We start from the raw sequence: 13,072 nt of genomic DNA, 5'->3' as shown, positions 1-13,072 counted from the left end.
AAATCAAGATTGAAGCTCGATATCATCAGCAAGACAAACATTATTTCCAAAGCAATCAGCAAACGCTGTGGTAGCAAGTCATTGCCGTAACGATTAATGAACAATGTCTGCCCTGTCCACGCCCACCATAACGGCACAAACATCAAGACAAACTTCCAAAAAATGCTCCATTCGAGTACGCCGTGTTCGATATGTAACAGCACATGTGTCACCGAAGCAATTGCGCCAACAAACAATAAATCAAAAAACAATTCCAGCCAGGTTACCTTTTTTGGCATATTATTCTCCCCCATCTTCTCTATTAGACTTATTATAGCGAAATAAGCTTCGGTATGTCACTTTATTCCCTTTTAGTGTGTCATATTGATTGTTTGCATTCTATTATGCCATACTATATAATAAATAGCGTATACTATTTTGAGATGAGGTGATTGTAATAAAACTCTCCGCAAGACAGCTAGAAATCATTGAATTTGTGAAAGCAAATGAACCAGCGACTGGCGACCAAATTGCTGGCTCCCTGAACTTGACGCGTGCGACAATTCGTGCTGATTTATCGATTTTGACGATGACTGGCATTTTGGATGCGCGACCGAAAGTTGGCTATTTTTACTCGGGGCTTGATTTGAATCCGACCATTTATGAAGATATTCGCCAGCTGACCGTCGCTGATATTATGACCACGCCTGTATTTGTAACAAAGGAAACGTCGATTCATGATGCGATTGTTACGCTTTTTCTTGAGGATACTGGCAGTTTATACGTTGTGGAAGCTACCGAACTTATCGGGATTGTCTCACGCAAAGATTTACTAAAGGGCGCGATTGCCGATACGGATAAAAAAGGCTACACCAATTGCTACTATTATGACACGAATGCCTAATATTTTAACGATTACACCCACAGATTCCACCCTGTTTGCCGCCCAGAAACTCGTCATTCACCAAATCGACTCATTACCAGTCGTAGAGGACAAAAAAGCGATTGGAAAAGTTTCCAAAACACGATTGGTGCAACTTTTTGTAGATACATTTAAAAATGAATAAATCGGAGGTAAAAATGAAAGATACTGTCATCATTTACGTTATTTCAGATGCTATCGGAGAAACAGCGCAACATTTGATACGTGCTTCAACCGCCCAATTCAGATTAGAAGGTGGCGCCGATATTCGCCGTCACGCCTTCGTTCGTGATGCCCAAACGCTAATAGAAATTCTCGGGGAAGCCAAAAATGCAGACGCGATCATCGTGCAAACGTTAGTACAAAAAAAAGCTAGCCATCATCGCAAGTGACTACTGTACGGAACATGGCCTGCCGTGTATTGATCTTGTTTCCAAGTTAACCGCCGCCATCGAGCAAAAAACAGGACAGAAATCCAAAGAAGATCCCGGCAATATGCGCAGACTTGATCAACATTACTTCGATCGTATCGCAGCCATTGAATTCGCTGTCAAATACGATGATTGCAAAGATCCACGCGGTATTTTAGAAGCAGATATCGTACTTGTTGGTATTTCCCGCACGAGTAAAACACCGCTGAGCAGTTATCTCGCCAATCAAAATTACAAAGTTGCCAATGTCCCACTCGTTCCTGAAATCCCGATTCCTGCCGAACTGACACAAATTCCGAGAAATCGTATTATTGGCCTAACGAACAGTCCTGAAAAATTGGCTGCTATTCGTAAAGTCCGCCTAAAATCGATTGGTTTGGATGAGACGAGCAGTTACTCAAGTGAAAATCGAATTTTAGAAGAACTCGACTATGGCTACCGCATTTTTAAACAGCTTGGTTGTCGTGTTATTGAAGTAGAAGATAAAGCCATTGAAGAAACGGCCGCACTGATTATCGAAAAAGTAAAATAGCCCTTGTTTTAACAAAAATCTAAAATAGAGGTGAGCGTTTTGAGAAAATTTGTGTATCATTTTAATGAAGGTTCGAAGGAAATGAAGTACTTACTAGGTGGAAAAGGCGCCAATTTAGCGGAAATGACGAATATCGGTCTACCTGTTCCGCCCGGCTTTACGATTACGACTGAGGCTTGTAAAGACTATAATGAGCACCACCAATACTTATCGGATGACATTTACACAGAAATGATGACGCACATGGAAATTTTAGAAGAGGAAACAGGGAAGAAATTCGGTGACGCTGAAAACCCACTGCTGATTTCGGTTCGCTCGGGTGCTCCTTTTTCGATGCCTGGGATGATGGACACCATTCTTAACTTAGGGTTGAATGATCAGTCGGTGCAAGGATTGGAGCGCGTGACGCAAGATGCTCGTTCTAGTTATGATTGCTACCGCCGCTTCATTCAGATGTTCGGCGATGTTGTATTCCGCATACCGGGTTACCGCTTTGAACAGGCGCTTTATGATTTAAAGGAACGCAAAAATTATACGCTAGACACCGAGCTCACTGCTGCCGATTGGCAAGAATTAATCGTGGTTTATAAAGAACTTTATGTATCCGCTTCCGGACGGGAATTTCCACAAAATCCGTTAGAACAACTCCGACTTTCGATTACGGCCGTATTTGATTCTTGGGAAAATCCGCGAGCCGTTGTTTATCGGAGATTGCATCATATAGATAATCAACTTGGAACCGCTGTCAATATTCAGTCGATGGTGTTTGGGAATACTGGCGATACAAGCGGGACGGGGATTGCTTTTACGCGGAATCCGTCGACTGGTGACAATGTATTTTTCGGTGAATATTTATTAAATGCGCAAGGTGAGGATGTTGTCGCGGGGATTAGGACGCCAGAGCCAATTTCGCATTTGGAGGATACCATGCCGGATGTGTATCAACAACTGCTGGATGTCGCTGCCCTACTGGAGTTACATTATTTGGATATGCAAGATATTGAATTTACGATTGAAAAAGGTGAACTGTTCGTGCTGCAAACGCGAAACGGCAAACGGACGGCGCAAGCTGCGATTAATATTGCGGCAGACCTCGTTTATGAAGGTAAAATTTCGAAAGAGGACGCGATTATGCGAATTGACACGGCGCAAATTGACCAGCTCCTCCACCCTTCTTTTGATGAAACGAGTCTTGCCAATGCATCGGTGCTTGCGACGGGACTTCCTGCTTCACCGGGTGCTGCGACGGGACAAATTTATTTTAATGCTGAAGACGCTGTTATTGCTGCTGAACGTGGCGAAAAAGTGATATTAGTACGGAATGAAACATCACCAGAAGACATTGAAGGCATGGCGAAAAGTGTTGCAATTTTGACGGCACATGGTGGTATGACTTCGCATGCAGCTGTAGTTGCGCGCGGAATGGGCAAGTGCTGTGTCGCAGGATGTGATGCTATCGCGATTGATGAAACGAAGAAAACCCTGCAAAGTGCGACGGCGACTTTACATGAAGGTGACTTTTTATCACTAAATGGTTCGACTGGAAACGTTTATGTGGACCAAATCCCGCTTGTTGAGACGGAAATCGGTGGTCATTTTGAGGAACTGATGAGCTGGGTAAATGAGACGAAGAAACTTGTCGTGCGCGTCAATGCAGATTCGCCGAACGATTTGGAAGTTGGACTTCATTTTGGCGCGGAAGGTGTTGGCCTGTGCCGCACGGAGCATATGTTTTTCCAAGAAGACCGCATTCCGTATGTCCGCCAAATGATTATCGCCGAGTCAAAAGAAGAGCGCCTAATCGCCCTCTCCCATCTAAAAGCGATGCAGAAAACCGATTTTGCAGGAATTTTCCGAGTTGCCAATGGAAAACCAGTCAATATTCGCCTCCTTGACCCACCACTTCATGAATTTTTACCAAAAACCGATGCAGATATTGCAAAATTAGCGCAAGAAATCGGCAAACCTGCGGATGAAATCAAGCAACGCGTACACGATTTAGCCGAAACAAACCCAATGCTTGGCCATCGCGGCTGCCGCCTCGCCATCACGTTCCCAGAAATCTACATGATGCAAGCCGAAGCCATTATCGAGAGCGCCATCGCAATTCACGACGAAGGCATTGCCGTTTATCCCGAAATCATGGTACCACTCGTGGCGAGCAGAGAAGAAATCGCGCGAATTAAAAAACAACTAAAAGAAGCCATCCAAGCAATTTTCCGTAAAGAACAGCTCGTATTGCCTTTTGATATTGGCACCATGATTGAAATTCCACGCGCTTGCGAAACAGCAGACGAAATCGCCGAAGAAGCCCAATTTTTCAGCTTTGGAACCAATGATTTAACACAATTAACATTCGGCTTCTCGCGAGATGACGCAAATAAATTCCTATATGCCTACCAAGAACAGAAAATTTTGCCTACCGATCCCTTCCAAGCCATTGACCAAAAAAGGCGTCGGCGCACTCGTCACAACAGCCGTACAGCGCGGTCGCATGACAAATCCATCATTAAAAATGGGCGTATGCGGCGAACATGGCGGCGACCCCGCTTCCATTCAATTTTTCCATAAGTTAGGGCTACAATACGTCTCTTGCTCTCCTTACCGAATCCCGATTGCGCGTATAGCTGCGGCTCAAGCTTCGATTTTGGAGGAACAGCAAAAAGTGAAGATATAGTGACGCATATAGCAGACAAAACACCTTATCTGTAAATAACAAGGACCCCAAGGTTAGGAAATCTAGCTTTGGGGTCCTTGTTACTTACTATCCAAAATCCTTTTTTAAAAGCCTTCCACCAGTAATAGAAAAATGGATAACTAGTGTATCTTTTGAATCAACATTTTATTAGGTTCTCCCGGGAGTGTAAAATAAAGTATCCATAAAATTCTCCTTTTTATATTTTAAAACTCCTTCTGCATATATTCTGCTGTCACCTGGGTATCCTTACATTCAACAGCTAGCCCCAGTCTAAGCCTAGTTCAAACCCCAAAATCGACCTTAGTGTTTTCTCATTTTAATGCAGTGAAGAGTTTTTTCTAATATTCAACTCATATATTCTAGTGGCAGACTAAACTGCCCTAAAATCTACATACTCATTAATTTAATCCATTATTGAGTCCCCATTCAATTTTTAAAGAATCTCTTCTTTAACCATATCTAAAATAAAATCACCAAAGCTTTCATATAAGACTTCATGCTTTTGTGCCGATTCATCAAAACCAGCAAAATACGAAGTAATTTTTGGCTCCTGGTTATCATTCAAATCTCTAAAATTCAAACATAATAATTCTCCCATACCAGTATTATAGATGACAACTAAATACTGTGGCATATTTACTAATTTTCTTTCATTCAGAGTAGCCCATACAGCATCGGGAACTCCTGAGTTTTCAAAGTCCTCTTTAAATACTCCATAAATTTCAATAGAACCGAAAGTCAATGCTCCAAAATCTGATAAAAAGTATTTGTACTCGTCAGGAAAATCAACACCTAATTCCTTTTGTGCCTTAATGATAAGGGATTCCTGCATTTCTCCAAAATCATCTACAAGCTCCTCATTTGCTTCTATTATCTCTTTAGCTTTATTATATGATTCTATGCTCATAATACAATCTCCTTTATTTGAAATCTAGTGCTCTATTTTTCCAATAATCGCCTCTCCATTTTGTAAATGCTTTTCTATCAATTCCTGATGGAACTGAGCTTGGATTTATATGGATTGTCTTAGAATTAATTTGATGAAAACTCTGCTCAACCTCAGCAATTGAACTGACATCTCTTTGAGTCATATGATGTAGATTTACCGGATTACCATCAGAACCGAGTGGAGCAAGTCCTTTCTCCATTCTTTGAAGGTTACTTCTACCTTTCATATCAACTTTATTAGGATCAATAACATTATCTCTTTGATAGACTTTTATGCCTTTGAACTCGACATCGGTTTTCCAATATATTCTGACCTGAGAATAGTCATTGAACACATCCGTTCCATCTACTTTTTTAAACTCGCCTAGATCATCTACACTCTCAAACAAAAACTTAAATTCATCAGTTCGTGTCGACGCTTTGATTGCTTTTGCCGCTTTTCCTAGCTTTCCGAATGGAATGAAGGTCAAGGCGGTGAATGCTGCTGCTTCATTTTGCTCAAAGGGACTCAGCTTCTCTTGCGTTATTGGATCAAGCCCCACTTTCCAACGATAGATATCGAAAATAGGCGCTACCATATCAATCAAGAAAATCGCATTTTTCATACCTGCTAATACATGCGATTGTTGCCATTTCGCATTGTCATAGGTTGCTTTGCCATCTAGCTTCCCATCTCTCGTGACAAATCCCGCTACATTGCCTTCTGGTATCACAGGTAACGGGCCTTCTTCCGCAGTCTTGATTAGTCTTGCTGTTTCATTCTCTTTTGCCAATTTCGCCATTGCTTCTTCACGCGCCACCCATTGTTTCTGCAATGCCGAACGCCATGCCATATTCAAGCCCATCGTATGGAAAGTTCCCGTTTTGGCTTGGAAGGCTTTATCACTATCGATTTCTGCCAAGCCTTGGACAATATTCGCTGTTAAATCCATGGCGCGGTCAAAAAAAGTCGCTGTTTCCGCATCAAACTGATACAATGCCTCTAACTTCTCCTGCAATTTCTGCTTCAAATCCACAAATATCGGCGTAATTAACGCCATCCCAACGACATTATTGCTCAGCTTTTCAATATCCTGAATCTGAGTGTCCAATTGTCGAATCTGATCGCGCACCTCTTGCTCTATCACATCTGTCGTTGCTACATCGGCTCGGAACTTCTGTGGAAATGCTTGATTTTGCCGTATCAATTCCTCACACAAACATATCATGCCCTGCGCTAATGGTCGATATGTCGCCGCAAAATACTGTTTGGCGCTGTCATACGTCTTTCCCTGCAACTCCCGGTCAAATGCGAACTCATTCACCGCACGCATCAAACCTTCCATTGCCTCTATCATATCATGATACGACGCCACCATGCTCTCCGATTGTGCATCGATTTCACCTAAAAAGACATTCAAACTCATGCCTGCTCACCGCCTAACGCTACTTTTTGACGAGCCGCATAATAGTCCGATTCCTTTTCCAGCAACGCACGCTTTTCACGTTCCAGCCTGATTTGTTCTTCCTCCAAGCCATCCACGACCTGAAAATGTTTTCGCTGATAGTCCTGTTGCTGCGTATCCAAAAATACCGCCATTTCTCGGTCACGATGCCATGTGCTACCAAGTGCATGAAACAACTGATTGTTCCGATTATGTATAACGTCCACTTCATCCAGCAACTGCTTCTGTCTTCGAATTTCCCTTTCCTTCGCATACTGGTCATCCGCGACATGCTGCAACCGCTGATTCCAGCGATCTATTTCTCTATCCCTCTCACTCATCTGTCATCCCTCATTTCCCAATACGTGGAGCTGTACCTGAAAAATCAAACCCGTTCCCAACTTCGTGATCCATCCGTTCAAATTCCTGCGCGACCGAGCGAATATGCGCCACGTCCCGTCCAAAACTCTTGCCCAATTGTATCATCAAATGCTTCACTTTATCTGAGCTCTGTTTGGTATCCTGGCTCACCTTCACACTCGTCCGATTCGCCAATTGTACCTGCTTCGAACCCGCTTGCCGCATCGCATCTGTCGCGTGTCCCATCGAAGTCGCCACCTGATTTACCTGACCAAGATTACTTTTTATTTGGCTCATGTAACCCCTCCCATATCTGTATTCTTCTATTATATGCAATATTTCCCTAAGTGTACAGCCTCTCCTAATACGAAAAAGAAAATACACTCTATTTAACCCATCGGAACATCTGCTGGAATCTTTAAACTTCTCTTCTTGACAAAACTTCCATTTCCATGTAATCTAATACCAACAAAACTTATCGGAATTATAAACTTTTATGATTCCATTGTTTAAAGGGAGGATTTTATTAGATGGATACAACTTTTTTAGTCATTAACTTAATTGTTGCCGCACTTATTATTTTTCTATTCATGTTCTTACAGCGACGCCATGTTTCCTTTTCTAAACGTGTGTTGCTTGCGCTTGGTGTAGGGATTGTCGCGGGATTTGTGCTGCAATTTATTTACGGAACGGCCTCAGATGTTACGAAACAAACGACGGATTGGCTTGGAATTATCGGTGGCGGTTACGTGAAACTGCTTCAAATGATTGCCATTCCACTGATTTTTATTTCGATTGTCACAGCTTTTACACGCCTACAGTTAAAAACAAATATTGCTAAAGTTGGTATGTGGATTATTGGTACACTTGTTATTACGGCGGCCATTGCGGCTTTTGTCGGTATTGGTGCTGCCCTCGTGTTCCACTTAGATGCTAACAATATTTCTCAAGGTGCTACAGAAGCGGCGCGAGCTACGGAATTACAAGATAAATTCGCAGGAATTAGCGACCTCACTTTCCCACAAAAAATCGTGGAGTTACTGCCTGCTAATCCATTCCTTGATTTCACTGGCGCACGTGCAACTTCTACCGTAGCTGTCGTGATTTTCGCAGCGTTTATCGGTGCTGCATTCTTGGGTGTGCAACGGAAGCAACCAGATGAAGCTGCTGTTTTTGCCAAAGGTGTCGACGCGATTTATGCAATTGTTTTACGTATTGTGAAATTGATTTTGCGTTTAACGCCTTATGGGGTTTTCGCGATTATGACAAGCACGGTGGCGCTAAGTGATACATCCGCGATTTTAAAACTTGGTAATTTTGTTATCGCTTCTTACGCGGCATTGATTGCTATGTTTATTATTCACCTTGTAATTGTCGGATTTACAGGTACAAGCCCAGTAACCTACATTAAAAAAGCCCTACCAGTGCTGACTTTTGCCTTCACTTCAAGAACAAGTGCCGGAGCGATTCCATTAAACATCGATACGCAAAAGAAACTTGGTGTTCCGGAAGGGATTGCTAACTTTGCAGCATCATTTGGCTTATCGATTGGGCAAAACGGTTGTGCCGGTATTTACCCAGCAATGTTAGCGATTATGATTGCCCCTGCTGCCGGTATTGACCCGCTTTCTTGGAAATTTATTTTAACGGTCGTTCTAGTTGTAGCGATTAGTTCGTTTGGTGTAGCTGGTGTTGGCGGTGGCGCAACGTTTGCCGCAATTATCGTACTCTCAACATTAAACTTACCAATTGGTCTTGCTGGTGTGTTGATTTCTATCGAGCCACTCATCGACATGGGTCGTACAGCGCTAAACGTAAGTGACAGCATGGTCGCAGGAATCGTCACAAGTAAGGCGACCGGCGAATTGAAACACGAGGAACAAACATTAGCAGAAGAAATTTAAATGAGACAAGAGATGCAGTGCCTAAAATTGGGCTTGCATCTCTTTTTAATTGACTGGAGTGAACTCTAAGGTGGTAGACTTGATATATATTGCAAATTAGGGAGGAAAACGATGAAAAAAACATTATTCTTCATGCGACACGGTCAAACCTTATTTAATGCCCGCAAGAAAATCCAAGGTTTTTGCGACGCACCACTGACAGAACTTGGTGTGAAACAAGCTCAAATTGCAGGCAAGTATTTTAGAACGAACAATATTGTATTCGATAAAGCTTATAGTTCCACCTCAGAGCGAGCTTGCGATACACTCGAACTGATTACCGGTATGTCCTACAAGCGTCTAAAGGGCTTGAAAGAATGGAACTTCGGCACATTTGAAGGGGAAAGTAAAGACTTAAATCCCCCGCTACCTTATGGTGATTTCTTCGCAACATTTGGCGGAGAGAAAGAGATGGATTTCCGCGCACGACTTCTTACAACAATGGAGGATATGATGTCACAAGAAGACCACGATATTGTCCTTGCTGTTTCCCATGGAGCCTCCTGTGCACAGTTAGCCAGACATTGGGAAGGTACAAGCAAAATCGGTAAAATTAGCGGCCTGAAAAACTGTTGCATTTTGCAATTTGAGTATGAAGATGGCCAGTTTACACTTGTGGATTTTATTAATCATGATTTTGAAAAATTAACCTAATGAAAAACCGTAAGAACGTGCGGCGTCTGTGCCCTACATTCTTACGGTTTTCTTATGTCGTTTTTGTTCGTAATGTTGGAACAATAATCCCTGCTAACACAAGGCAAATCGCTAAATACGTGAAGGTAGTCGCGTAAGAACCGCCTGAAATATCCAGCAGTTTTCCAATGACGATTGGTGAAATAACGCCTGCGATGGAGCCGAGGCAGTTGACGACGGATGAGCCTGTAGCCATTTGGTCGGTTGGCAAAATATCGACCACGATTCCCCAGAAGATACCTTGTGATAAAAAGAGGAATAATGCTGTAACGCATTGCAATAACAAGGCTAGCTCCATCGACGGGACTTTGATAATAAGAGCAAGTGACGCTGCTGCCACTAAAATCGCTACGGCAAAAATGAAACGACGCTGATTCTTAAAACGATCCGACATCGCACCACCGACTAGCATCGCAACGGTTCCAACTAAGTATGGCAACGCATTATAAAACCCTGTCGCCTGCAGGCTCAAGCCACGCGCGTTCATTAAGTACGACGGGAGCCAAGACGTGAAGCCCCAAAAGGTAAGATCAAAGAAAAACCACACCAGTCCGGCTTTCCATACTAAACTATTTTTAAAAATGGCTAAAACTTTGGCTTTTGGTTGATCAGTTTGTAGTTCTGGTTCATCATCTTCTAGCTCCTGCAAAGCCTCAGCGCTCATCCGCGGATTATCTTTCGGATTATCGCGCACTAATCGATAGAATAAAAACGCTACCACAAAACCGGGAATCGCTAGAAAAACAAAGAGATGTCTCCAGCCAAAAAGACCAATAAAATAAGCTGCTAAAACGCTGGCAAATGCAGGTCCGAGTGTATTCACGGTCGACTGAATACTCGTCATCCGGCCACGCAATCGTTTTGGATAATAGGTCGCAATTGCCTTGTAGGACGATCCTGGCAGCGGCGCCTCACCTAATCCGAAGAAAAATCGCACGCCTAAAAATAGTGGATAATAAAAGATTAAGCCGGTTAACATCGTAAATAACGACCAAAATCCCACAGCGATACTTGTCATTTTGCGAAAACCAAATCGGTCTGCAAGCATCCCACCTGGAATTTGAAATAAAGCGTACCCCATGAAAAAGGTACTAATAATCAGCCCTTGGTGGGTCGAGGTTAACTTGAAATCTTCTGCTATGTAAGGTAGTGCAACCGTAATAACCATACGATCTAAAAAAGAAAGTAACCAGCAAAACCAAAGTAAAGCCAAGACTGTACCACTCGCTCGCCATTTTGCATGTTTGAAAAACATTGTTTCTAGCCCCCTATTTTATCTTGCTGCTATTACAATCGTTTGTTTCTATACATTCTTCTAAATTAACACACAATTCTCAATCTGTAATTAGCCATTTTGAACAACATCTAGCACGTCAATAGACAAAATAAACAAGGACGCACTCTCAGCTCGTCCTTGTCAAAATAACACTTATAAGAAAACCCATATAGGCTACAAAAAGAATAATAAACCAAGCAAAAAAGAGGCGCGACGCTGTTTCTTTTGCTCGCCAAACACCGATAATGCCAACGATAAGCAGCAGCAAAATATATTTCAAAAAGGAAAAAAGCATCATCACTAAATTATTAGCTGGTTCATTAAAGCCGAACATAATGCCAATACCGATACATAAAAAAGTAACTAGAAAATATCCCAACACATGAAATCGCATCATGACTTCCTTCGCCGGATTTTCCTCACGCATGGGCCTTTTTTTCATACCAGCCGTACCAGTAATCCAACTCATTCTTTTCATCGCGAACGCCGTCTTCGCGCTTCACGAGACGCCAATTTTGCCAATCTAATTCTGGAAAAATCGTATCTCCACCACAATGTGCCTCCACATGCGTCACCACAAGTGCATCTGCGTCTTTTAAAAACAGTCGGTAAATTTCGGCACCACCTGTAATATACACCTGCTTATCACGCGCGATTTCTAGCACTTCCGCTTTATCATGCACCACTTTGGCATCTGCTAGCGAATAATTCAGATCGCGGGTCAATACAAGATTTTCTCGATTCGGCAATGCTTTTCCAATCGATTCATACGTTTTGCGCCCCATCACAATCGTATGACCGTCCGTCTCTTTTTTTAAAATGTTGCAAATCAGCAGGCAAGCGCCACGGCATCGTATTATCCTTGCCGATGTAGCCGTCCTTGTCCTGCGCCCAAATAAAAGTTAACATGCGTTGTCCTCCTTAAACCGAAATCGGCGCCTTAATCGCTGGATGCGGATCATAGCCTTCTAGCGTAATATCCGCCACATCAAAATCAAAAATCGAAGCTGGCTGATCTGACAAAACAAGTTTTGGCAACGAACGAGGCGTCCGCGACAACTGCTCTTTCACCTGTTCGATATGGTTATTATACAAATGCGCATCCCCCATTGTATGCACAAACTCGCCAACATCAAGTCCCGTTTCCCGCGCAATCAAATGCGTAAGTAATGCGTACGACGCAATGTTAAACGGCACACCAAGAAAAATATCGGCACTCCGCTGATACAACTGACAGCTCAACTTCCCATCCGCAACATAAAATTGGAACAACGTATGACACGGCGGTAACGCCATCGTTGGCACATCTTCTGGATTCCAAGCAGACACAATTAGACGCCTTGAATTCGGATTCGTTTTAATCATTTCAATCAAATCCGCCAACTGATCAATCGTCTCGCCCGTTGACGTCCGCCATTCTCGCCATTGCTTACCGTAAATATTCCCAAGTTCCCCATACTTACTCGCAAAAACGTCATCCGCCAAAATCCGCGATTTAAAACTAGCCATTTCTTCTAAATAAACAGCCTTAAACGCTTCATCTTGCTCCGCACGCAAACCAAAATCCGTCATATCCGGACCCGTGTATTCCGAACTCGCGACCCAGCGCTCAAACGCCCACTCGTTCCAAATATTATTATTATGTTCTAGCAAATAACGAATATTCGTATCGCCATGCAAAAACCATAATAATTCACTCACGACCAACTTAAACGGCACACGCTTTGTCGTCATCATCGGAAAACCTTCCGCTAAATCAAAACGCATTTGATAACCGAACGTGCTAATCGTCCCAGTTCCCGTCCGATCTCCTTTTTGCGTTCCGTTTTCCAGTACAAATTTTTCTAAATCGAGATATTGTTTCAT

10 protein-coding genes and 4 pseudogenes are annotated in these 13,072 nt (G+C 42.8%); 5 read left to right on the top strand and 9 right to left on the bottom strand.

All coding sequences use genetic code 11. The features are described from left to right. The coding region (locus PRIP_RS10925; protein WP_036101197.1) for a low temperature requirement protein A at positions 1 to 278 on the bottom strand (278 nt) is incomplete at its 3' end. Between the two features lie 149 nt (positions 279 to 427). Between PRIP_RS10925 and ccpN the strand changes: the two are divergent. From ccpN to ppdK, 3 pseudogenes are all read left to right on the top strand, one after another. Next, positions 428 to 1,046: pseudogene (gene ccpN / locus PRIP_RS10920) on the top strand (transcriptional regulator CcpN). 13 nt (positions 1,047 to 1,059) lie between these two features. Then, positions 1,060 to 1,864 (top strand): annotated as a pseudogene (locus PRIP_RS10915) (pyruvate, water dikinase regulatory protein). Between the two features lie 39 nt (positions 1,865 to 1,903). Next, a pseudogene (gene ppdK, locus PRIP_RS10910) lies at positions 1,904 to 4,541 on the top strand (pyruvate, phosphate dikinase). A 454-nt stretch (positions 4,542 to 4,995) separates the two neighbouring features. On the opposite strand, the gene PRIP_RS10905 reads toward ppdK, so the two are convergent. From PRIP_RS10905 to PRIP_RS10890, 4 genes are read right to left on the bottom strand one after another with little or no spacing between them, the layout of a single operon-like run. After that, positions 4,996 to 5,469: an SMI1/KNR4 family protein gene (locus PRIP_RS10905; protein WP_036101196.1), complete on the bottom strand. Its 474-nt coding sequence runs from the start codon at positions 5,467 to 5,469 to the stop codon at positions 4,996 to 4,998. A gap of 13 nt (positions 5,470 to 5,482) precedes the next feature. Beyond that, positions 5,483 to 6,916, bottom strand: a complete 1,434-nt coding sequence (locus tag PRIP_RS16335; RefSeq protein WP_052008867.1) for an HNH/ENDO VII family nuclease — start codon at positions 6,914 to 6,916, stop codon at positions 5,483 to 5,485. Further along, a complete protein-coding gene (locus tag PRIP_RS10895) occupies positions 6,913 to 7,275 on the bottom strand; it encodes a DUF3958 family protein (RefSeq protein ID WP_036101195.1) in 363 nt (120 codons plus the stop codon). Before PRIP_RS10895 ends, PRIP_RS16335 begins: the two co-directional genes overlap by 4 nt. A gap of 10 nt (positions 7,276 to 7,285) precedes the next feature. Then, positions 7,286 to 7,591 (bottom strand): TIGR04197 family type VII secretion effector, encoded by a 306-nt coding sequence (locus PRIP_RS10890; protein ID WP_077912984.1) that lies wholly within the window; start codon positions 7,589 to 7,591, stop codon positions 7,286 to 7,288. Positions 7,592 to 7,824: 233 nt separating this feature from the next. Between PRIP_RS10890 and PRIP_RS10885 the strand changes: the two genes are divergently transcribed. After that, the gene (locus tag PRIP_RS10885; protein WP_036101194.1) at positions 7,825 to 9,198 is read left to right on the top strand and encodes an L-cystine transporter; all 1,374 of its coding nucleotides are present in this window, start codon (positions 7,825 to 7,827) and stop codon (positions 9,196 to 9,198) included. A gap of 111 nt (positions 9,199 to 9,309) precedes the next feature. Beyond that, a complete protein-coding gene (locus tag PRIP_RS10880) occupies positions 9,310 to 9,891 on the top strand; it encodes a histidine phosphatase family protein (RefSeq protein ID WP_036101193.1) in 582 nt (193 codons plus the stop codon). A gap of 52 nt (positions 9,892 to 9,943) precedes the next feature. Here the strand turns inward: PRIP_RS10880 and PRIP_RS10875 are convergent, their stop codons facing one another. From PRIP_RS10875 to PRIP_RS10860, 4 genes and pseudogenes are all read right to left on the bottom strand, one after another. Next, complete coding sequence (locus tag PRIP_RS10875) at positions 9,944 to 11,185, bottom strand: MFS transporter (RefSeq protein WP_036101192.1); 1,242 nt, start codon at positions 11,183 to 11,185, stop codon at positions 9,944 to 9,946. Positions 11,186 to 11,333: 148 nt separating this feature from the next. Then, entirely contained in the window at positions 11,334 to 11,684 is a 351-nt protein-coding gene (locus tag PRIP_RS10870; protein ID WP_149023813.1) for a hypothetical protein, read from the bottom strand. Next, positions 11,626 to 12,115, bottom strand: a pseudogene (locus PRIP_RS10865) (dihydrofolate reductase). The gene PRIP_RS10870 and the pseudogene PRIP_RS10865 overlap by 59 nt, the downstream one beginning before the upstream one ends. 12 nt (positions 12,116 to 12,127) lie before the next feature. Beyond that, the gene (locus tag PRIP_RS10860; RefSeq protein ID WP_036101190.1) at positions 12,128 to 13,072 is read right to left on the bottom strand and encodes a thymidylate synthase; all 945 of its coding nucleotides are present in this window, start codon (positions 13,070 to 13,072) and stop codon (positions 12,128 to 12,130) included.

Source organism: Paenilisteria riparia FSL S10-1204, from assembly GCF_000525995.1.
In the GTDB taxonomy this organism is placed as follows: Bacteria; Bacillota; Bacilli; order Lactobacillales; family Listeriaceae; genus Listeria_A; species Listeria_A riparia.
This window is presented reverse-complemented; position numbering and strand designations above follow the sequence as displayed.